We start from the raw sequence: 20,450 nt of genomic DNA on the forward strand, positions 1-20,450 counted from the left end.
ATTATGTTGAAAAAGGTGGATAAGTAATATGTACGAAAATTACCATTCCGGATGGATAGAATGTATTTGCGGAAGCATGTTTAGTGGTAAGTCAGAAGAGCTTATAAGACGTCTGAGAAGAGGTTTATATGCTAAACAAAATGTAATAGTATTTAAGCCATCTATCGATAATCGCTATAGTGAAGAAGCTGTAGTATCTCACAATGGCAACCAACTAGATGCAATAAGTATAGAGCACTCAAGTGAAATTTTACATCGTGATTTACAAGGTATTGATATAATTGGAATAGATGAAGTTCAATTTTTCGACAATGAAGTTGTGGAAGTAGCTCAAAAATTAGCAGAAGAGGGCTATCGTGTAGTTGTAGCAGGTTTAGACATGGACTTTAAAGGTGTACCTTTTGAACCTATGCCTGAAATGATGGCAGTTGCTGAAATCGTTACAAAATTGCAAGCTGTTTGCGCAGTATGTGGTGCACCATCAAGTAGAACACAAAGATTAATAAATGGTGAACCAGCTCATATTGATGATCCAATTATTTTAGTAGGAGCAGACGAAAGTTATGAACCGAGATGTAGAGATCATCATATAATAAGAACCGAAACAAGGAGTGATATAAATGTTTGATCAATTAGAAATTGTTGAAAATAGATACGAACAGTTAAATGAATTGTTAAGCGATCCAGACGTAGTATCAGATACTGACAAATTGAGAAAATACTCTAAAGAACAATCTGATTTACAAAAAACTGTCGATGTATATAGAACTTATAAATCTGTAAATGGTGACATTGAAGATGCTAAATTAATGTTAGATGAAACTTCAGACAAAGAAGACCAAGAAATGTTGAAAGAAGAAATTAATAGTCTAACTAAACGTGTTCCAGAATTAGAATCAGAATTAAAATTATTATTGATTCCTAAAGACCCTAATGACGATAAAAACGTAATTATGGAAATTCGCGGTGCAGCTGGTGGGGATGAAGCAGCAATCTTTGCAGGTGATTTATTTAGAATGTATTCTAGATTTGCAGAAGCTAATGGATATAAAATTGATGTTGTCGAAGAAAATATAAGCGATCATGGTGGATACAAAGAAGTGAGTTTCTCAATTCAAGGTAATGGTGCATTCAGTAAACTTAAATATGAGAATGGTGCGCATCGTGTACAACGTGTTCCAGAAACTGAATCAGGTGGCAGAATTCATACATCGACTGCAACTGTTGCTGTATTACCAGAAGCAGAAGACGTTGAAATAGATATTAGAACTGAAGATTTGAAAATAGAAACTTATCGTTCAAGTGGTTCTGGTGGACAGCACGTTAACACAACAGATTCTGCAGTACGTATTACACATGTACCAACTGGAATAGTTGCTACATCATCAGAAAAATCACAAATTAAAAACCGTGAAAAAGCTTTTAAAGTATTGAAAGCTAGAGTTTACGATATGATGGTTCGAGAAGAAAATGCGAAATATGCTGAAAAGAGAAAATCAGCAGTAGGTACAGGGGACCGCTCTGAAAGAATAAGAACATATAATTATCCACAAAATAGAGTAACAGATCATCGTATAGGTCTAACTTTACAAAAATTAGATCAAATAATGGAAGGTAAAGTTGACGAAATAATAGATGCATTAACAATGCATGAACAAACAGAGAAATTGGAAGAACTTAATAATGGACAATTATAATTTTCAATTGTTATTAAAAGAAACTTATGATGAATTATCAGCACGAGGGTTTGAAACCTCTCGTGCTGATTGGCTATTAGAAGATATTACTAGGATGTCGAGAACCGAAATAGCTTTAAATTTTCAAGAAAAAGTACCTGAAAACATACTGAGTGAATATTTGTCTTATAGAGAACGTATGTATAAAGGAGAACCTGTACAATATATTGCTGGATTTGCGGAGTTCTATGGTAGGAAATTTAAAGTAAACAAAGATGTGTTGATACCAAGACCAGAAACTGAAGAACTTGTATATCAAACTCTACAAAAGATTCATAAGAAGCATTTAGTCTTGTGCGATATTGGTACTGGATCTGGAGCGATAGCTATTTCATTAAAAAAAGAGCGACCGGATTTGTCAGTTATAGCAACTGATATTAGTCCTAATGCAATAGCAATAGCAAAAGAAAATGCAAAACTTTTAGAAACTGAAGTTGAATTTTTATTAGGAGAATCTCTAAAGCCACTTATTGATAGAAATATTCAAGTGGATATTTTAGTATCTAACCCTCCTTATATTTCATATGACGAGCAAAATCAAATGGCTGAGACTGTATTAGATTACGAACCGCATTTAGCTTTGTTTGCTCATGATGATGGGTTAGCTATATATAAAGACATTCTATCGAATCTTGATAAAGTAATAACACAAGGTGGACTTGTTATATTTGAAATAGGTTATTTGCAAGGTGATATATTAAAAACTTACATTCAAGAAAATTATAATATAGAAAACTTAGAAATTATCAAAGATATAAATCAAAACAATCGTATGATACAATTTAATTGGATAAATCAATAAAAGTTATACACGAAATGACTGGAGTTATCCACATTGTGTGTATAACTTTTATTTTTATATAATAAATGCTTTAAAGAAGGGAAGAAATGCCTTGGAAACATACGTTTGGGATGTGCGTAAGTATGTTCACAACTTACAAAGTTATCCACAAATCAATCAAATCGTTGAAGGATATCGACAAAATGAGCTTATCGCATTACCTACTGAAACTGTGTATGGTTTAGGCGCAAATGCTAAAGATGAACAAGCAGTAAAAAAAATATATATAGCAAAAGGGAGACCTTCAGATAATCCACTAATTATTCATATTCATGATAAATCACAGTTAAATGATTTCACTCAAAATATATCAAAAGAAGCAGAAATATTAATGGATGCTTTTTGGCCAGGGCCGATATCATTTATAGTTCCGTATAAAAAAGGATTTTTAAGTGATCGAGTAACAGGAGGTTTAAATTCAGTAGCGGTACGTATGCCAAGTCATATTATTGGTAGAGAAATACTGCAATTGACTAATTTACCTATCGCAGCACCAAGTGCAAATGTTAGTGGTAGACCATCTCCTACTAAATTTGAACATGTAAAGCATGATTTAGAAGGTAGAATTTTTGGGATTATTCAAGCAGAAGATGTAGATGAAGGTATTGAAAGTACAGTAATAGATTGTACAAGTTTCCCTTTTAAAATAGCTAGACCAGGATCAATAACGACTGAGATGATTAATGACGTATTACCTAATAGTGTCGTTAATGAAAAAATGGATATAGAGAAACCAATAGCACCTGGAATGAAATATAAACATTATGCACCTTCACAACCAGTTACATTGGTTGAAGGAGGTATAACTAAACCGATTAAAAGTTCAGTATATAAAGATGAGAGAATAGCTGTTATTGGACCTAAAAGTATAGAATCACTTATTTCAGAAGAAATGATTTTTATACCATTAGGAAAAAATGCAAAAGATATTAAAGGTGCGCATCACGATTTATATGATGCTTTAAGAATAGCTGACCAACTTATAGATATAGATAAAATATTAATAAGTGGATATATTCGAAATGAATCTACCGTTGCATTAATGAACAGAATAGATAAAGCAAGTGGCCATAATATAAAAGGAGAAGATGAATTGTGAAAATAGTTTTTATTTGTACTGGAAATACATGTAGAAGTCCTTTAGCTGAAGCCATTGCTAAAGACATAAAACCAAACTATGACATTCAGTCAAGAGGAATTTCTGCATTTGAGGGTACACCTATTTCGATACAATCTATGGAAATAATTATGAATAATAATTTACCGGTTCCTGGAACAGCCCAACAGTTTTCAGCAAGTGATTTAGATGCAGATCTAATACTAACTATGACTGAATCCCATAAACTGATTTTAGAGTCACAATTTAATCATGGAAATATTCATACATTGAAAGAGTATGTAAAAGGTGAAAAAGGAGATATTTCTGATCCTTATGGGCGACCACAAAATATTTATCAAAATACTTATGAAGAACTGAGTATTCTCATAAAAGAATTATTACAGAGTAGTTAAGAATTCAAATAATTTGCAGAATCGCTATAACACACATAGAAAATACGTTATAATATTAATGTATAAACAAATTGGGAGGTGGGAAGATGAAAGTAGCTATTGCAGCAGACCATGGTGGCTTTGAATACAAAGAAGCAATAAAAAGATTACTTGATGAAATGAACATTGAATATAAAGACTTTGGTACACATGAAGGAGAATCAGTAGATTATCCTGATTATGCAAGACCGGTATCAGAAAGTGTTGCAGATGGAACATTTGATAAAGGAATTTTGATTTGTGGAACTGGAATTGGTATGTCTATTGCTTCGAACAAGGTAAAGGGGATTCGTTGTGCACTTGTGCATGATGTTTTTACCGCAGAAGTTACGAGACAACATAATGATTCTAATGTATTAGCAATGGGCCAACGTGTTATAGGCGAAGGTTTGGCACTTCTCATCGTCAAAACTTGGTTAACAAGTGAATTCGAAGGCGGAAGACACCAACGACGTATAGATAAGATTGAAGGCGGTTGTTCATGATTAAGCATTTAAAACAATTATTGGATGAGCTTAATTCAATTGGATTCTTTAATAAGAATGAACTATGCATCATCGGTTGTTCCACTTCAGAGGTAAGAGGTTCTAAAATTGGATCAGATGGATCAATCGAAATAGCTAAAGAACTGTTTGATAGTCTTGAATTGATACATAAAGAGACAGGTGTTCGTTTTGCTTTTCAAGGTTGTGAGCATATTAATCGTGCTATTACTATAGAACGTGAAGTATTCGATGCTTATTCAATGGCCGAAGTTTCTGTTATACCTCAAGTGAACGCTGGAGGAAGTTTATCAACCTATGCTTATCAACACATGAAAGACCCAGTTGTTGTTGAACACATTCAATGCGATAAAGGCATTGATATTGGTCAGACATTAATTGGTATGCATTTAAAGCACGTCGCAGTACCGATATCTATTGATACTAAAAATATCGGAGAAGCTATTGTTACAGTAGCTAAAAGTCGCCCCAAGCTAATTGGTGGCGCAAGAGCTAAGTATTAAATTCTTAAAAGTGAGGGATTGTACATGTCATTAATTAAAAAGCAAGACGAAGAACTTTTCAAAGCAATGGAAAAAGAGTTTGATAGACAGAATAATAATATTGAACTAATAGCATCTGAGAATTTTGTATCTGAAGCAGTAATGGAAGCTCAAGGTTCTGTGTTAACAAACAAATATGCAGAAGGTTATCCTGGTCGTCGTTATTATGGTGGCTGTGACTATGTTGATATCGTGGAAAATTTAGCGCGTGATAGAGCTAAAGCACTTTTCGGTGGAGACCATGTTAATGTACAACCTCATTCAGGATCACAAGCGAATATGGCTGTGTACTTTGTAGCTTTAGAGCCTGGTGATACTGTGCTTGGAATGAACTTAAGTCATGGAGGACACTTAACTCATGGATCTAAAGTTAACTTTAGTGGGAAGTTATATAACTTTGTAGAGTATGGTGTTTCTAAAGAAGATGAACAAATCGACTATGATGAAATTTTGAAAGTAGCAAAAGAAGCAAAACCAAAATTAATTGTCGCTGGTGCATCTGCTTACCCAAGACAAATTGATTTTAAACGATTTAAAGAAATTGCAGATGAAGTTGGCGCTAAATTAATGGTAGATATGGCACATATCGCTGGTTTAGTAGCAGCTGGTTTACACCAAAATCCTGTAGAATTTGCTGACTTTGTTACTACTACTACGCATAAAACATTAAGAGGACCAAGAGGGGGCATGATTTTCTGTAAAGAAGAATATGCTAAAGAAATTGATAAAACAATTTTCCCTGGAATACAAGGTGGTCCATTAATGCATGTTATCGCAGGTAAAGCTGTTTCATTTGGAGAAGCATTAGAACCAGAATTTAAGGAATACCAAAAACAAGTAATTAAGAATGCTCAAAAATTAGCTGCAACATTAGAAGAAGAAGGTTTACGAATTGTATCTGGAGGTACTGATAATCATTTAATCTGTGTAGATGTTAAAGGTTCACTTGGTATAACAGGTAAGTTAGCTGAAAATACATTAGATGAAATAGGTATTACATGTAATAAGAATACAATACCTTTTGACCAAGAGAAACCTTTCGTAACGAGTGGCGTTCGTCTTGGAACACCAGCTGTTACTTCACGTGGATTCGATGAAGAAGCAGTTGAAGAAGTGGGTCGCATTATAGCATTAGTGCTAAAAAACCCAGAAGATGAACAAACACTGAAAGAAGCACATGAACGTGTATTATCATTAACTTCTAAGTTCCCACTTTACAACAAATAAATATTTATTGGAGGCTAGACTTATGGGTAAAGTACATGTTTTTGATCATCCATTAATTCAGCATAAATTGAGTTATATTCGTGATCAAAAAACTGGCACTAAGGAGTTTAGAGAGCTTGTCGACGAAGTAGGTATGCTTATGGCATATGAAGTTACAAGAGATTTCGAAACGAAAGAAGTCGAAATTGAGACACCGGTAACTAAGATGAAAGCTCAAAGGTTATCTGGTAAGAAATTAGCGCTTATTCCTATTTTACGTGCAGGATTAGGCATGACTGACGGTATAATGAAGCTTGTTCCAGCTGCAAGAGTTGGACATGTCGGTTTATACCGTGATCCTGAAACATTAGAAGCTGTAGAATATTTTGTGAAATTACCACAAGATATAGAAGAAAGAGAAATAATTGTAGTAGATCCTATGCTTGCTACTGGTGCATCAGCAATCGAAGCGATTCAGTCATTAAAGAATCGTGGAGCAAATAAAATACGTTTTATGGGCTTAATTGCTGCACCTGAAGGGGTTAAAGCATTACAAGAAGCGCATGATGACGTAGATATTTACATTGCTGCATTAGATGAAAAATTAGATGACCATGCTTATATAACACCTGGTTTAGGTGATGCTGGTGATCGATTATTTGGCACTAAATAATATTAGGAGGATTTTATTACAATGAAGAAAATTATGACAATATTTGGTACGCGACCTGAAGCCATCAAAATGGCACCTTTAGTTTTAGAGTTAAAAAATGATCCGGAGTTACAACCAATTGTAGTTGTAACTGCTCAACATAGAGAAATGCTAGATTCAGTTCTAGAAACATTCGACATTACTCCAGATTATGATTTAAACATTATGAAACAAGGTCAAACACTATCTGAGGTAACATCTAGAGTATTAGGTGGACTTGAAAGTGTTATTCAAGAAGCGAAACCAGATATGATATTGGTACATGGAGATACAACAACTACTTTTGCAGGCAGTTTAGCAGCTTTTTATAATGAAGTTGCAATTGGCCATGTAGAAGCAGGGTTAAGAACTTGGAATAAATACTCTCCATTCCCAGAAGAAATGAATCGACAAATGACGGGGGTCCTTGCTGATTTACACTTCTCACCAACTGATCAGTCTAAACATAATTTGCTTCAGGAAAATAAAAAAGACGAATCTATTGTTGTTACAGGTAATACAGCTATTGATGCGTTATCTACTACTGTAAGTGATGATTACGAAAGTGATATCATTAATCGTCATGAAGGTAAACGTATCGTATTATTAACTGCACATAGACGTGAGAACATTGGTGAACCTATGGAGAACATTTTTAAAGCTGTTAGACAAATCGTTGAAGAGCATGAAGATGTTGTAGTAGTTTATCCAATGCACAAAAATCCAAAAGTTAGAAATATTGCCAATCAAATTTTGAGTGATCATGAGCGTATAGAATTGATAGAGCCTTTAGAAGTTATAGATTTCCATAACTTTGCTGCAAACTCACACTTAATCCTTACAGATTCGGGTGGTGTACAAGAAGAAGCGCCATCATTAGGTAAACCAGTACTTGTTTTAAGAGACACAACTGAGAGACCTGAAGGCGTTGAAGCGGGTACATTAAAACTTGTAGGAATAGAGCAAGACAATGTTTATAAAGAAACGAAAACATTGTTAACTGATCAAGCATTATACGAAAGAATGAGCATTGCTCAAAATCCATATGGTGATGGAAAAGCTTCTAAGAGAATTTGTGAAAATATTAAATGTTATTTTGATATTTTGACAGAAGCACCAGAACCATTTAAAACAAAATAATAAAAGTGGTGGTTTGTGTCAATTCTGTGACAAATAAATGACAAAAAAATATTTTCTATTTTTGTCTTAGCATTGACACTATAGGGCCACTATATTATCATGAAAATTGTGTGATGAAACGGTTTTCAAAGATATACCACTTATTTAAGGAGTTTCAGCTGAATGTTTGATATAAAGGGCTTTTTTAAGTCTTATTTACAGTATTTTATTTTTTTCATTATTATTCTAGTTGTAGTGTATTTCTTCTTGAAACATGAGTTTATTTTAGGACTCATTATTGGAACAATAGCATCAGCTGTTAACTTGTTTTCATGGGAAGTTTACCTCAATCGAGCAAAAAATGCTGAATCATTACAATTATCAACAGGAAACTGGGTCAGATATCTTGTGACAATCGTTGCATGCTGTTTTTGGCTTAAATATCCACTAATTGTTGATATTATTGGGATTTTATTTGGACTTATGATTGCATATGTCTTAATTATGTTTAGGTCTCTTAAAAGTCTCGATTAAATAATTAAAATTGTGAAAAGAGGTGAAGATATGGAACACGAATCACCTATGTGGTCCATCAATTTGGGAGGATTTGATTTATTATTCAATCTTTCGAGTATGTTAATGTTAGTAGTTTCTGCTGTAATCGTTTTTGGAATAGCCGTTTTTTGTACTAGAAACCTAAAAGTTAGACCTAGTGGTGCACAAAACTTTATTGAATGGGTATTTGACTTTGTTAAAGGTATTATCCAAAGTAATATGGCTTGGAAAGACGGAGGAAAATTTCATTTCTTAGCAGTTACGTTAATATTCTTCATATTTGTATCAAATATGCTAGGGTTACCGTTCTCAATTGTTGTTGGGCATACATTATGGTGGAAATCACCTACTGCGGATCCAACAGTTACTTTAACTTTAGCGACATTGATGGTTCTACTGACACATTATTATGGTGTTAAAATGCGTGGAACAGGAGCATACTTGAAATCGTTCGTACAACCTGTTGCTTTTATGGTACCTTTCAAAATTGTTGAAGAATTTGCTTCAACATTAACGCTTGGTCTACGTTTATACGGTAATATATTTGCAGGTGAAGTATTACTAGGTTTATTAGCAACATTAGCAGCAGGAGGCGCACTTGGTCTTTTCGGTGCAATTTTACCAGCGATAGTATGGCAAGGATTCTCAATTTTCATTGGATCAATTCAAGCGTACATATTCGTAATGTTATCAATGGTTTATATGTCCCATAAAGTGGCAGACGATCATTAATATATAATTTAAAAAAACAATTAATATTTTTAATTCTTAGGAGGAATTTATAATGAGTTTAGGTGTAATAGCAGCAGCAATCGCGATTGGTTTAGCAGCATTAGGAGCAGGTATTGGTAACGGTCTTATCGTATCAAGAACAGTAGAAGGTGTAGCACGTCAACCAGAAGCACGTGGTCCATTAATGACAATAATGTTTATCGGTGTTGGTTTAGTTGAAGCCCTTCCTATCATTGCAGTAGTAGTAGCATTCATGGTAATGAATCGATAAATTAACATATTTTTAGAACAGGCGAAGTCTATCTAAAAAGGATTTCGCCATTCATTTATGAGATGTTTTACATCTTTATTTGCAATGAAAGGAGTGTAATTGGCAGTGGATCAAAACGTATTAGTTTTAGGTGCAGCAAGTGGTGGTGTCGAATGGGGAACAGCATTATTCACATTAATCACATTTATCGTCCTGTTAGCTTTATTAAAAAAGTTTGCTTGGGGACCGTTGAAATCAATCATGGATGAGCGTGAAAACTCTATCAACAAAGATATTGATGATGCTCACGATGCAAAAGTAAAAGCTAAAAAATTAGAAGAAGAAAATAAAGATTTACTTAGAAAGACTCAAGAAGAAGTACAAACGATTCTTGACGATGCTAAACATCAAGCAAAAACACAACAAGAGCAAATTATCAATGATGCGAATGTTAAAGCAAATGGCTTAGTACAATCAGCTCAAGCAGAAATTCAACAAGAAAAACAAAGAGCTATTTCTGAAATAAACAACAGAGTTTCTGAACTTTCTGTACTAATTGCTTCTAAAGTAATTAATAAAGAAATTTCTGAACAAGACCAAAAAGACCTTGTTGAAAAATACATTAAAGAGGCAGGGGATAAATAATGGCGAACATAAGTCAAAAATATGCCCAAGCACTATATGATGTAGCAGAAGAACAAAACTTAACAGATGACATTTTAAATGAGCTTGATCAAATAACAATAAGCGTTAAAGGTCTATTAAGTGAAGTAAGAGCAATTGATAATAATCCTAAATTAGCAAAAAATGAACGACAACAATTTGTAGAGAACGTATTTAAAGGTGTTTCCAAACCATTATTAAATACATTATTCTTACTAGCTAATAATAGTAAATTATCTTTAATTCCAGAAATTGATGGAGATTACAGAAAAATTTACAATCAGGTACATAGTCAAGATTTAATGAAAGTGGAATCTGTCTATCCATTATCAAATGAAGAGTTAGATGAAATTGGTAAAGCATTTATTAAAAGAACGGGTTTGAAAAAACTCATATTAGAAAATCAAGTTAATGATTCACTAATTGGTGGCATTCGAGTATCCATTGGTACAAAAGTTTACGATGGCTCAATTCAGAATGATTTAAATCAATTAACAAAATCATTTCAACAAATGAAATAATATTAAGGAGTGACATAGATGGCCATTAAAGCTGAAGAAATCAGTGCTTTATTACGCTCTCAAATAGAAAACTATGAGTCAGAAATGTCAGTTACCGACGTTGGTACAGTAATCCAAGTCGGAGATGGTATTGCATTAGCTCATGGCTTAAACGACGTTATGGCAGGCGAACTATTAGAATTCCATACTGGCGTTTTAGGTTTAGCACAAAACTTAGAAGAAAATAATGTAGGTATCGTTATTTTAGGACCTGCTGAAGGTATTAAAGAAGGCGACGAGGTTAAACGTACTGGTCGTATTATGGAAGTACCTGTAGGGGAAGAATTAATTGGACGAGTTGTAGACCCATTAGGACAACCACTTGATGGACAAGGTCCAATCAATACGTCAAAAACACGTCCTGTTGAATCACCAGCAACTGGTGTAATGGATCGTAAATCAGTTGACGAACCTCTACAAACTGGTATTAAAGCAATTGACGCACTAGTACCAATTGGACGTGGACAACGTGAGTTAATCATTGGAGACCGTCAAACAGGTAAAACAACAGTTGCAATTGATACGATTCTTAACCAAAAAGACGAAGATATGATTTGTATTTACGTTGCTATTGGTCAAAAAGAATCTACTGTACGTACTGCGGTTGAAACATTACGTAGACACGGTGCTTTAGATTATACAATAGTTGTTTCTGCATCAGCAGCACAACCAGCACCTTTACTTTATATCGCACCTTATGCTGGTGTAAGTATGGGTGAAGAGTTCATGTTTAATGGTAAACATGTATTAATCGTATATGATGATTTAACTAAACAAGCAGCAGCTTATCGTGAGTTATCTCTATTACTTCGTCGTCCGCCAGGTCGTGAAGCATACCCAGGTGATGTATTCTACTTACACAGTCGTTTATTAGAACGTGCTGCTAAATTGAATGATGATTTAGGCGGTGGTTCAATTACAGCGTTACCATTTGTTGAGACACAAGCTGGAGATATTTCATCTTATGTTCCTACAAACGTTATTTCAATTACAGACGGACAAATTTTCTTACAGTCTGATTTATTCTTCTCAGGTGTAAGACCTGCTATCAATGCTGGTTTATCAGTATCACGTGTTGGTGGTTCTGCTCAAATCAAAGCTATGAAAAAAGTAGCAGGTACATTACGTCTAGATTTAGCATCTTATCGTGAGTTGGAATCATTTGCTCAATTTGGTTCTGATTTAGACCAAGCTACTAAATCTAAATTAGAGCGTGGTAAACGTACTGTTGAAGTACTTAAACAAGATCAAAACAAGCCATTGACTGTAGATCGTCAAGTCGTTATTTTATATGCTTTAACTAAAGGTCACTTAGATGATATTCCAGTTGAAGATATTACACGATTTGAAGATGAATTCTTAAATTGGATTGATGCTAACGCAAGCGATCTATTTAAAGAAATTCGTGAAACAAAACAATTACCATCAGATGATAAATTTGTTTCTGCAATCGATGCATTCAAAAAAGTATTTAATAAATCTCACATAGAGTAATATTAAGCTTTAAATAAAAGGTGGTGAAATTGTGGCTTCACTAAGAGAAATCAAAGGAAGAATCACTTCTACGCAAAAAACGAGTCAAATTACTAAAGCGATGAATATGGTGTCGAATTCTAAATTGCGTAAAGCAGAAGAGAATGCTCATGCATTCCAACCTTATATGGATAAGATTCAAGATGCAGTAACGGCAATAGCTTCTAAAAGTTCAGATGTTTCACATCCAATGCTAAAGACAAGAGCTGTTAAACGTTCTGGTTACTTAGTTATTACTTGTGATAAAGGACTTGCGGGACCATATAGCGCTAATATTTTAAAAAATGTAGTAAATGATATAAAAGAAAAACACAACAATAATGAAGATGAATATGCAATTATTGTTGTAGGTCGAGTTGGTCGAGATTTCTTTAAAGCTAGAGGATATAACGTAGTTGAAGAATATGTAGGCTTATCAGACCAACCAACATTTAAAAATGTTCAAGCATTAACTGAAAAAGCTGTAGATTTATTTACAGAAGAATATTATGACGAGTTAACAGTTTACTATAGTCATTTTGTAAGTGTTCTTGAACAACAAGTGAAATCGAAAAGAATCCTTCCTTTATCTGATGAAGATACTGGAAAAGGTTCAAGTATGATGGCTGGTTATGAATTTGAACCAGATAAAGAGACAATATTAAAAGTTATCTTACCGCAATATACAATTAGTTTAATCTATGGTGCATTATTAGATGGAAAAGCTAGTGAACATGCCTCTAGAATGACAGCTATGAAGAATGCAACAGATAACGCTTCAGAATTAATAGATGATTTATCATTACAATATAACAGAGCTCGACAAGCTGCAATTACTCAGCAAATTACTGAAATTGTCGGTGGAGCAGCAGCACTCGAATAATGATTAGGAGGAATTTACATGGGATTAGGCCGAGTAACGCAAATTACAGGGCCAGTTATTGACGTTCGATTTCCACATGGTGAATTGCCAGAACTTAATAATGCATTAACAGTTAAAGTAGACCGCCCTGATGGCAAAAGCTTTGATTTAGCATTAGAAGTTGCTTTACACCTTGGTGATGATGTTGTACGTTCTATAGCAATGGCGTCAACTGACGGTGTTAAACGTGGACAAGAAGTTACTGATACAGGCAGAGCTATATCGGTACCTGTTGGTGATGCTACGTTAGGTCGCGTTTTCAATGTATTAGGTGAAAAAATTGATTTAGGTGAAGAAATTGATGAAAGTGTGCGTCGTGACCCAATTCATCGTTTAGCTCCTAAATTTGAAGATTTATCTACAAAAGTAGAAATTCTTGAAACAGGTATTAAAGTAGTAGACTTATTAGCACCTTATATTAAAGGTGGTAAAATCGGTTTATTCGGTGGTGCCGGTGTTGGTAAAACAGTACTTATTCAAGAATTAATCAATAACATCGCTCAAGAACATGGTGGTATTTCAGTATTCGCGGGTGTTGGTGAACGTACTCGTGAAGGTAACGATTTATACTATGAAATGAGTGATTCAGGCGTTATTAAGAAAACGGCAATGGTATTCGGTCAAATGAACGAGCCACCTGGTGCCCGTGCAAGAGTTGCACTTTCTGGTTTAACAATGGCAGAATATTTCCGTGATGAACAAGGACAAGACGTATTGTTATTCATCGATAATATCTTCCGTTTTACACAAGCAGGTTCAGAGGTGTCAGCGCTATTAGGTCGTATGCCTTCTGCAGTTGGTTACCAGCCAACATTAGCTACTGAAATGGGACAATTACAAGAACGTATTACATCTACAAATAAAGGATCAGTTACATCTATCCAAGCGGTATTCGTACCAGCCGATGACTATACTGACCCAGCGCCAGCAACTGCTTTCGCTCACTTAGATGCAACAACGAACTTAGAACGTAAATTAACTGAAATGGGTATCTACCCTGCAGTTGACCCATTAGCATCAACATCACGTGCATTAACTCCTGAAATTGTTGGAGATGAGCATTATGATGTTGCGCGTCGAGTACAACAAACTTTACAAAAATATAGAGAATTACAAGATATCATTGCTATCCTTGGTATGGATGAGTTATCTGATGATGATAAGAAAACTGTAGAACGTGCACGTCGAATTCAGTTCTTCTTATCTCAAAACTTCCACGTAGCTGAACAATTTACTGGTCAAAAAGGATCTTATGTACCAGTTAGCCAAACTGTACAAGATTTCAAAGCAATACTAGAGGGACAATATGACCATATCCCAGAAGATGCTTTCCGATTAGTCGGTGGTATTGAAGCAGTTCTTGAAAATGCTAAAAACATGGGTGTAGAGGTCTAATAATAATTAGGAGGAATGGAAAATGAATACATTTACCTTAGATGTTGTCACTCCTAATGGATCTGTTTACTCAGCAAAAGAAGTAGAACTTGTTGTTTTACATACTGAAACTGGTGAGATGGGTGTAATGGCTGGACATATTCCAACTGTTGCAGCTTTAAAAACTGGATACGTTAAAGTAAACAAAACAAGTGGTACAGAGTATTTAGCTGTTTCCGAAGGATTTGTTGAAGTAAGAACCAATAAAGTTACAGTTCTAGTTCAATCGGCTGAAACTGCCGAAGAAATAGATAAAGACCGTGCGATTAATTCTAAAGAACGTGCTGAAGAACGATTGAATAGTAATCGAGACGAAGTTGACTTTAGACGTGCTGAACGTGCACTTCATCGTGCGATTAATCGAATTGAAGTGGCTAAATTTAGATAATATTTTAAGAGGCTGAGACAATTAATGTCTCAGCCCTTTTTATACTATAGAAGGGATATTTTGTTATGGAATACTATGGTCAATTAGGTATAATAGGACTCGTTTTACATGTTATCTGTGTTTGTCTTGCATTTTGGGCACTACAGGGCATTCGACTAGAATTTATTTTTAAGAAAAACCATATTGCGCAAGCTCAAACATTTATTATTATTTTATCGATTTTATTAGGCACATCTGTAAGTCGTTTTATTTTAGATATACTCCAATATTCGCTACAATTAAAATTACTATTCTAATAACACTAGAAAATACATAAATAAATGAAAAAAGAACAAAAAAGTAGTATAATGTTTTGGTGATGTTTATGAATCAAGGAAAATGTGTATTTAATATATATATACGTTTGTAAAATAAATTATAGTAAAGTTTTTTTGGAGGATAAATATATGGATAAAATCGTCGTAAAGGGCGGAGCGAGTCTTAATGGCACAGTCGTAGTCGAAGGGGCAAAAAACGCAGTACTACCAATATTAACAGCTACACTTTTACCAAGCACTGGTCAAAGTGTATTAACTAATGTACCTAAGCTAAGTGATGTTGATACAATAAATACTGTTTTAACACATTTAAATGCAGATGTAGAATATGAAGCAGATAAAAATACTGTTAAAGTTGATGCATCAAATACTTTAAAAATTGAAGCACCATATGAATATGTAAGCAAAATGAGAGCCAGTATATTAGTAATGGGACCATTATTAGCAAGAGAAGGTCATGCTAGAGTCGCATTACCAGGTGGTTGTGCAATTGGGTCTAGACCAATCGAACAACATTTAAAAGGCTTCGAAGCATTAGGTGCAGAAATTGAGCTTCATAATGGATTTATTGAAGCAACGACACCTAACGGACTTAAAGGTACGAAAATCTATTTAGACTTCCCTAGTGTTGGTGCTACTCAAAATATTATGATGGCAGCTGTATTAGCGGAAGGTAAAACGGAAATTCAAAATGTTGCTAGAGAGCCTGAAATTGTAGACTTAGCCAATTATTTAAATGAAATGGGTGCACAAGTACATGGTGCAGGCACTGATACAATAAGAATCACTGGAGTACAACAATTACACGGGGCAGAACATTCAATTATTCCAGATAGAATTGAAGCAGGTACGTTTATGATAGCTAGTGCAATTACTAGAGGTAATGTGAACGTAATTGGTGCAATTAGAGAACATATGACAAGTTTAGTTTCTAAATTAGAAGAAGCTGGTGTTCAAATTACAGACATTGAAGATGGATTAAATATCCAAGTTCCAGGAGAAATTAAAGCGATTGATATTAAAACGATGCCTCATCCAGGTTTTCCTACAGATATGCAGTCACAAATAATGGCATTATTATTAACTGCTAATGGAACGAGTAAAGTAACTGAAACTGTATTTGAAAATAGATTTATGCATGTTGAAGAATTTAAACGCATGAATGCTGATATATTCATAAATGGTAGAAGTGCAATGGTTACTGGAAACAGCAAATTACAAGGTGCTGAAGTTAAAGCCACTGATTTAAGAGCTGGAGCATCTTTAATACTTGCAGGATTAGTATCTGATGGTTATACAAATGTTACAGAACTTAAACATTTAGATAGAGGTTATGTTGACTTTCATGGTAAACTTAAAGCATTAGGTGCGGACGTAGAACGTATTAATGATCAAGGGAAGTTAAACGATAAAGCGAGGGTTTAGTATGGCTGAAACACAATCATCAAGGTCTGACGATAAAAAAAGAAAGTCACCATATAAAAATTTAAAAGAAAAACTTCAAAAAAATAGGGTAGAAACAATTCAAGGAGTGGAAGTTGAGCATAGAGTCATTCCACTATGGATTAAATTACTTATATTATTGGTATTAATGATTTTGTTATTTATTGTTGGAACTATGATTGGGTATGGTATACTTCATAATCCATTTGGGGTATTTAATCCTGAAACTTGGCAACACATCTTTGATTTAACTGGAAGGAGCTCATAATGGAGACAATATATGACTTTAACGAAATTAAAAAAATAATTCCACATCGTTATCCATTTTTATTATTAGATAGAATAGTAGAATTAGAAGATGGTAAACGTTGTGTAGGTATTAAACAGGTAGCAGGAAATGAACCATTTTTCCAAGGACATTTTCCTGATTATGCTGTAATGCCAGGTGTTTTGATTGTTGAAGCACTAGCACAAACTGGAGCAGTAGCAATGCTACGTTTAGAAGAAAATGAAGGTAAATTAGCTATGTTTGCAGGCATTGATAAATGTCGTTTTAAAAAACAAGTTACACCTGGTGATACTTTAAGACTAGAAGTAGAAATAAATAAAATTAAAGGTCCAATAGGAAAAGGTACTGCTAAAGCTACAGTAGATGGAGAAATTGCGTGTAGCTGTGAAATTAGCTTTGCTATTGTAGATCAATAATAAAAAAAGAAAGAACAGATATCTGTTCTTTCTTTTTTTATATATTGCTTTTTTCGTCTTTTAATTTTGGCTTAGATTGCATTAATCTGTTAAATGATGTTTTAAGCTCATCACCTGATAGCCCTTCGTCAATAAGTTGCTCTAGCAATCTTTCTGCATAGACTTGTCTTAAAGTATAAATATGGCATTCAAATACAACTGAAATATTTTCTTCAAGAGGTTCGATATATTTAATAGTTGCATCAAATAATGCTGGATCATTAGAAGGTCTTGTAATTACAACTCGCGTATCAAGTAATGTTTGATTATCGTGATAATCTTTCATTTGATCATAATGGATATCTGATATTAATATTTCTAGTAGCCAACCAGTTCCACTGTTTTCTTTATTAATGATAATACCATCTAATAATTCAAACTCCGTAATTTGTTCATCGTTTACAATTTGAAAGCGTACAGCTTTAAATGTTTTCATAAACATCCCCCTTATAGTTAAATCTACGAATGTTTAACTTTGCTTTCTATTATAAAGGACTTTTAAGTGAAATAACAATAATCTATAAATAAAGTGAAAAAAGAGTTTTCAATTTTTATAATTATGGGCTTTGACGAAAAATATCCATCTCATTATATTATAAGTATAAGGAGGTGAGCATATGTTAAATAAATCTGTATTAGTAGGGCGTTTAACAAAAGATCCTGCGTATTTCAAAAAGGGAGATATCATGATATCCACTTTCTGTTTAGCTGTTGAACGTGGCTATAAAACAAAAGAAGGTACTATTGCGGTTGATTTCATTGTGTGTAAGGCTTTCGGCAAGCTTGCTTATAATATTCACGAATATACTAAGAAAGGGCAACTTGTTGCTTTAACTGGACAAATTCAGTCTCGAGCATATATTAAAGAAGATAAGAAACAATATATAACAGAAATAATATGCGAGACAATTAAATTTTTAAACATGCCTGCATCAAGTAAGTCAGTTATTCCACAGTCTAAAGAGGAGATAAGTGACTTAATAAGTGAAAGTGCTGAAAGTTATTCTAAAGAACTTTCTTCTAAAGTAAACAAAGAAAAGTTAAGAGCAGAAAATACTGCAAAAGAATATAGTGACAGTAATATAGATGACGAATTATACAATCAATATAGTAACGTTGTAAATGTCATTAAAAAAGTAGAAGAAAGCGAAAATAATGAAAATACATCTTCTAAATCAAAAGTTCCATCTTCATAGAAATATGCTTCAATTATGCTTTCGAATTTAAAAATCCTTTCTGTTTATTTTATATAATTCTTGATTCTAAATTCCAGAACTTGCTGTCTTGCTGTAGGGCAGCAAGTATACATATGTTACATTAATTGTTTAATAAATTACATATAGATGACAAATTGTCTGATAATTAATTTTACTCAATCTTTATAAATGCTTTAACAAAGGCTTTTATACTTAAATATCGCTAGATTTCACTTAGAAATACGTGTAATCTAACTGTAATATAAGGTGTTGTTTTTTCATAAACCTGTAACCTATGACATAAAAAATAATGGTATAGTTTAGAAAGTAAAAATCATATAAAAAGTGAAAACCTTACGGGAGGAAACATTCAATCATGAAAAAATTATTAGCAGTTTCAACAGCGGCAATTGCAGTTACTACAGGGGTAACAGCTACAGCAGATGCAGCAACTCATACAGTTAAATCTGGTGATACTTTACATAGTATTTCACAACAATATGGTACATCAGTAAGTGCTATTAAAGCAGAAAACGGTTTAAAATCTAACTTAATCTTACCTAATCAAGTAATTAAAGTTAACGAAGCTAAAGCAGCTACAGAATCAACTACAGAATATACTGTAGTTTCAGGAGATACTTTAGGTAAAATTGCATCTAAATATGATGTAACTGTATCTCAATTAAAAGCATGGAACAACTTATCTTCAGACTTAATCATTGTTGGACAAACTTTATCATTACAAGCACCAGCTCAATCAGCTGTTCCAGCTCAAGCTCCAGTAGCTCAACAAGCGCCAGTTCAACAAACTAAAGAACAAGTTGCAGCTCCAGCTCAACAACAAAGTTACCAAGCGCCAGTACAATCTTACAAAGCGCCAGCTCAACAAGCATATAAAGCACCAGCTCAACAAAGTTACCAAGCGCCAGCTCAAAGAGTAAGAACTACTCAAACATCAACAGCTAGCACTGGTGGATCAACTAAAGCTCAATTCTTAGCTGCAGGTGGTACTGAAGCTATGTGGAATACAATTGTATTACCAGAATCAAGCGGTAATCCAAATGCTGTTAACCCAGCTGGATATAGAGGTCTTGGTCAAACTAAAGAATCATGGGGAACAGGTTCAGTTGAACAACAAACAAAAGGTATGTTAAATTATGCGAAACAACGTTACGGTTCTGTTGAAGCTGCATTATCATTCCGTTCTCAAAATAACTGGTGGTAAGCCATACACTTTAATTAAAAGTGAATTAATATATTAATCCAATCGTCTAGGAAATATCCTAGGCGATTTTTTAATTTGACCGTATCTCTTCAATTTGATAATCTTTAATTAACTGAATAGATGAATGACTACTAGGGGCGCCTGTTGGCTGAGATGATTTTATCAGTCCCTTAACACTTGATTTGGATAATGCCAACGTAGGGAAGTGGTCAATTAGCGTATTATACTACACTTAATTGACTTCTTTTTAACGAAAGAGGTCTTTTTTTATTAAGTAATAATCAAATAGTATAGATTTTATAAATATGAAAATTAAATTT

Annotated in this window: 26 protein-coding genes and 1 riboswitch; of the genes, 25 read left to right on the forward strand and 1 reads right to left on the reverse strand. The window is 33.9% G+C overall.

What is annotated here, in order from left to right:
• Window positions 1-28: 28 nt before the first annotated feature.
• From LQ668_RS06010 to fabZ, 23 genes are all read left to right on the forward strand, one after another.
• Complete coding sequence (locus tag LQ668_RS06010; RefSeq protein ID WP_107509023.1) at window positions 29-628, forward strand: thymidine kinase; 600 nt, start codon at window positions 29-31, stop codon at window positions 626-628.
• On the forward strand, window positions 621-1,697 hold the full coding sequence (gene prfA, locus LQ668_RS06015; protein ID WP_078358023.1) for a peptide chain release factor 1: 1,077 nt from the start codon (window positions 621-623) through the stop codon (window positions 1,695-1,697). Before LQ668_RS06010 ends, prfA begins: the two co-directional genes overlap by 8 nt.
• Entirely contained in the window at window positions 1,684-2,538 is an 855-nt protein-coding gene (gene prmC, locus LQ668_RS06020; protein ID WP_107509024.1) for a peptide chain release factor N(5)-glutamine methyltransferase, read from the forward strand. Before prfA ends, prmC begins: the two co-directional genes overlap by 14 nt.
• A gap of 91 nt (window positions 2,539-2,629) precedes the next feature.
• The gene (locus LQ668_RS06025) at window positions 2,630-3,676 is read left to right on the forward strand and encodes an L-threonylcarbamoyladenylate synthase (protein ID WP_107509025.1); all 1,047 of its coding nucleotides are present in this window, start codon (window positions 2,630-2,632) and stop codon (window positions 3,674-3,676) included.
• Window positions 3,673-4,089, forward strand: a complete 417-nt coding sequence (locus tag LQ668_RS06030; RefSeq protein ID WP_078358020.1) for a low molecular weight protein arginine phosphatase — start codon at window positions 3,673-3,675, stop codon at window positions 4,087-4,089. Before LQ668_RS06025 ends, LQ668_RS06030 begins: the two co-directional genes overlap by 4 nt.
• 86 nt (window positions 4,090-4,175) lie before the next feature.
• The gene (gene rpiB / locus LQ668_RS06035) at window positions 4,176-4,613 is read left to right on the forward strand and encodes a ribose 5-phosphate isomerase B (protein ID WP_078358019.1); all 438 of its coding nucleotides are present in this window, start codon (window positions 4,176-4,178) and stop codon (window positions 4,611-4,613) included.
• On the forward strand, window positions 4,613-5,134 hold the full coding sequence (locus LQ668_RS06040; protein WP_078358054.1) for a TIGR01440 family protein: 522 nt from the start codon (window positions 4,613-4,615) through the stop codon (window positions 5,132-5,134). Before rpiB ends, LQ668_RS06040 begins: the two co-directional genes overlap by 1 nt.
• Window positions 5,135-5,158: 24 nt before the next feature.
• The gene (locus LQ668_RS06045) at window positions 5,159-6,400 is read left to right on the forward strand and encodes a serine hydroxymethyltransferase (protein ID WP_078358018.1); all 1,242 of its coding nucleotides are present in this window, start codon (window positions 5,159-5,161) and stop codon (window positions 6,398-6,400) included.
• A gap of 22 nt (window positions 6,401-6,422) precedes the next feature.
• Window positions 6,423-7,052, forward strand: a complete 630-nt coding sequence (gene upp / locus LQ668_RS06050) for a uracil phosphoribosyltransferase (RefSeq protein WP_078358017.1) — start codon at window positions 6,423-6,425, stop codon at window positions 7,050-7,052.
• Between the two features lie 21 nt (window positions 7,053-7,073).
• A complete protein-coding gene (gene wecB / locus LQ668_RS06055; RefSeq protein ID WP_239775936.1) occupies window positions 7,074-8,210 on the forward strand; it encodes a non-hydrolyzing UDP-N-acetylglucosamine 2-epimerase in 1,137 nt (378 codons plus the stop codon).
• Between the two features lie 162 nt (window positions 8,211-8,372).
• Window positions 8,373-8,723, forward strand: a complete 351-nt coding sequence (locus LQ668_RS06060; RefSeq protein ID WP_078358015.1) for an ATP synthase subunit I — start codon at window positions 8,373-8,375, stop codon at window positions 8,721-8,723.
• A 30-nt stretch (window positions 8,724-8,753) separates the two neighbouring features.
• Window positions 8,754-9,476 carry a F0F1 ATP synthase subunit A gene (gene atpB, locus LQ668_RS06065; RefSeq protein ID WP_078358014.1) on the forward strand — a complete coding sequence of 241 codons (723 nt, stop codon included), beginning with the start codon at window positions 8,754-8,756 and terminating at the stop codon, window positions 9,474-9,476.
• Window positions 9,477-9,528: 52 nt separating this feature from the next.
• Entirely contained in the window at window positions 9,529-9,747 is a 219-nt protein-coding gene (gene atpE, locus LQ668_RS06070; RefSeq protein ID WP_078358013.1) for a F0F1 ATP synthase subunit C, read from the forward strand.
• A 99-nt stretch (window positions 9,748-9,846) separates the two neighbouring features.
• Entirely contained in the window at window positions 9,847-10,371 is a 525-nt protein-coding gene (locus LQ668_RS06075; RefSeq protein ID WP_078358012.1) for a F0F1 ATP synthase subunit B, read from the forward strand.
• On the forward strand, window positions 10,371-10,910 hold the full coding sequence (locus LQ668_RS06080) for a F0F1 ATP synthase subunit delta (RefSeq protein WP_078358011.1): 540 nt from the start codon (window positions 10,371-10,373) through the stop codon (window positions 10,908-10,910). The genes LQ668_RS06075 and LQ668_RS06080 overlap by 1 nt, the downstream gene beginning before the upstream one ends.
• A gap of 18 nt (window positions 10,911-10,928) precedes the next feature.
• Window positions 10,929-12,443, forward strand: a complete 1,515-nt coding sequence (gene atpA, locus LQ668_RS06085; RefSeq protein ID WP_078358010.1) for a F0F1 ATP synthase subunit alpha — start codon at window positions 10,929-10,931, stop codon at window positions 12,441-12,443.
• Window positions 12,444-12,474: 31 nt separating this feature from the next.
• Window positions 12,475-13,344, forward strand: a complete 870-nt coding sequence (atpG, locus tag LQ668_RS06090; protein WP_078358009.1) for an ATP synthase F1 subunit gamma — start codon at window positions 12,475-12,477, stop codon at window positions 13,342-13,344.
• Window positions 13,345-13,362: 18 nt separating this feature from the next.
• On the forward strand, window positions 13,363-14,778 hold the full coding sequence (gene atpD / locus LQ668_RS06095) for a F0F1 ATP synthase subunit beta (RefSeq protein ID WP_078358008.1): 1,416 nt from the start codon (window positions 13,363-13,365) through the stop codon (window positions 14,776-14,778).
• Window positions 14,779-14,800: 22 nt separating this feature from the next.
• On the forward strand, window positions 14,801-15,205 hold the full coding sequence (locus tag LQ668_RS06100) for a F0F1 ATP synthase subunit epsilon (protein WP_078358007.1): 405 nt from the start codon (window positions 14,801-14,803) through the stop codon (window positions 15,203-15,205).
• 65 nt (window positions 15,206-15,270) lie between these two features.
• Window positions 15,271-15,501, forward strand: a complete 231-nt coding sequence (locus LQ668_RS06105) for a DUF1146 family protein (protein ID WP_078358006.1) — start codon at window positions 15,271-15,273, stop codon at window positions 15,499-15,501.
• 150 nt (window positions 15,502-15,651) lie between these two features.
• Complete coding sequence (murA, locus tag LQ668_RS06110) at window positions 15,652-16,947, forward strand: UDP-N-acetylglucosamine 1-carboxyvinyltransferase (protein WP_078358005.1); 1,296 nt, start codon at window positions 15,652-15,654, stop codon at window positions 16,945-16,947.
• A gap of 1 nt (window position 16,948) precedes the next feature.
• Window positions 16,949-17,233 (forward strand): DNA-directed RNA polymerase subunit beta, encoded by a 285-nt coding sequence (locus LQ668_RS06115; RefSeq protein ID WP_078358004.1) that lies wholly within the window; start codon window positions 16,949-16,951, stop codon window positions 17,231-17,233.
• Entirely contained in the window at window positions 17,233-17,670 is a 438-nt protein-coding gene (gene fabZ / locus LQ668_RS06120) for a 3-hydroxyacyl-ACP dehydratase FabZ (protein ID WP_078358003.1), read from the forward strand. The genes LQ668_RS06115 and fabZ overlap by 1 nt, the downstream gene beginning before the upstream one ends.
• Before the next feature lie 37 nt (window positions 17,671-17,707).
• Here the strand turns inward: fabZ and LQ668_RS06125 are convergent, their stop codons facing one another.
• The gene (locus LQ668_RS06125; RefSeq protein WP_078358002.1) at window positions 17,708-18,145 is read right to left on the reverse strand and encodes a YwpF-like family protein; all 438 of its coding nucleotides are present in this window, start codon (window positions 18,143-18,145) and stop codon (window positions 17,708-17,710) included.
• A 181-nt stretch (window positions 18,146-18,326) separates the two neighbouring features.
• Here LQ668_RS06125 and LQ668_RS06130 point away from each other — a divergent pair, with 181 nt between their 5' ends.
• Together LQ668_RS06130 and LQ668_RS12480 are read left to right on the forward strand one after the other, a co-directional pair.
• Window positions 18,327-18,905: a single-stranded DNA-binding protein gene (locus LQ668_RS06130; protein ID WP_107509027.1), complete on the forward strand. Its 579-nt coding sequence runs from the start codon at window positions 18,327-18,329 to the stop codon at window positions 18,903-18,905.
• 376 nt (window positions 18,906-19,281) lie between these two features.
• Complete coding sequence (locus LQ668_RS12480; RefSeq protein ID WP_078358000.1) at window positions 19,282-20,130, forward strand: aggregation-promoting factor C-terminal-like domain-containing protein; 849 nt, start codon at window positions 19,282-19,284, stop codon at window positions 20,128-20,130.
• Between the two features lie 123 nt (window positions 20,131-20,253).
• Window positions 20,254-20,351, forward strand: a riboswitch (TPP riboswitch).
• Window positions 20,352-20,450: the final 99 nt, after the last annotated feature.

It is taken from the genome of Mammaliicoccus sp. K-M42, from assembly GCF_022386375.1.
Classification (GTDB): Bacteria; Bacillota; Bacilli; order Staphylococcales; family Staphylococcaceae; genus Mammaliicoccus; species Mammaliicoccus fleurettii.

Bases quoted from the DNA above. Each gene is read 5' to 3' on its own strand.
- LQ668_RS06010 (WP_107509023.1), top strand. From the start codon at position 29: ATGTACGAAAATTACCATTCCGGATGGATAGAATGTATTTGCGGAAGC.
- prfA (WP_078358023.1), top strand. From the start codon at position 621: ATGTTTGATCAATTAGAAATTGTTGAAAATAGATACGAACAGTTAAAT.
- prmC (WP_107509024.1), top strand. From the start codon at position 1,684: ATGGACAATTATAATTTTCAATTGTTATTAAAAGAAACTTATGATGAA.
- rpiB (WP_078358019.1), top strand. From the start codon at position 4,176: ATGAAAGTAGCTATTGCAGCAGACCATGGTGGCTTTGAATACAAAGAA.
- LQ668_RS06045 (WP_078358018.1), top strand. From the start codon at position 5,159: ATGTCATTAATTAAAAAGCAAGACGAAGAACTTTTCAAAGCAATGGAA.
- upp (WP_078358017.1), top strand. From the start codon at position 6,423: ATGGGTAAAGTACATGTTTTTGATCATCCATTAATTCAGCATAAATTG.
- wecB (WP_239775936.1), top strand. From the start codon at position 7,074: ATGAAGAAAATTATGACAATATTTGGTACGCGACCTGAAGCCATCAAA.
- LQ668_RS06060 (WP_078358015.1), top strand. From the start codon at position 8,373: ATGTTTGATATAAAGGGCTTTTTTAAGTCTTATTTACAGTATTTTATT.
- atpB (WP_078358014.1), top strand. From the start codon at position 8,754: ATGGAACACGAATCACCTATGTGGTCCATCAATTTGGGAGGATTTGAT.
- atpE (WP_078358013.1), top strand. From the start codon at position 9,529: ATGAGTTTAGGTGTAATAGCAGCAGCAATCGCGATTGGTTTAGCAGCA.
- LQ668_RS06080 (WP_078358011.1), top strand. From the start codon at position 10,371: ATGGCGAACATAAGTCAAAAATATGCCCAAGCACTATATGATGTAGCA.
- atpA (WP_078358010.1), top strand. From the start codon at position 10,929: ATGGCCATTAAAGCTGAAGAAATCAGTGCTTTATTACGCTCTCAAATA.
- atpD (WP_078358008.1), top strand. From the start codon at position 13,363: ATGGGATTAGGCCGAGTAACGCAAATTACAGGGCCAGTTATTGACGTT.
- LQ668_RS06100 (WP_078358007.1), top strand. From the start codon at position 14,801: ATGAATACATTTACCTTAGATGTTGTCACTCCTAATGGATCTGTTTAC.
- LQ668_RS06105 (WP_078358006.1), top strand. From the start codon at position 15,271: ATGGAATACTATGGTCAATTAGGTATAATAGGACTCGTTTTACATGTT.
- murA (WP_078358005.1), top strand. From the start codon at position 15,652: ATGGATAAAATCGTCGTAAAGGGCGGAGCGAGTCTTAATGGCACAGTC.
- LQ668_RS06115 (WP_078358004.1), top strand. From the start codon at position 16,949: ATGGCTGAAACACAATCATCAAGGTCTGACGATAAAAAAAGAAAGTCA.
- fabZ (WP_078358003.1), top strand. From the start codon at position 17,233: ATGGAGACAATATATGACTTTAACGAAATTAAAAAAATAATTCCACAT.
- LQ668_RS06125 (WP_078358002.1), bottom strand. From the start codon at position 18,145: ATGAAAACATTTAAAGCTGTACGCTTTCAAATTGTAAACGATGAACAA.
- LQ668_RS06130 (WP_107509027.1), top strand. From the start codon at position 18,327: ATGTTAAATAAATCTGTATTAGTAGGGCGTTTAACAAAAGATCCTGCG.
- LQ668_RS12480 (WP_078358000.1), top strand. From the start codon at position 19,282: ATGAAAAAATTATTAGCAGTTTCAACAGCGGCAATTGCAGTTACTACA.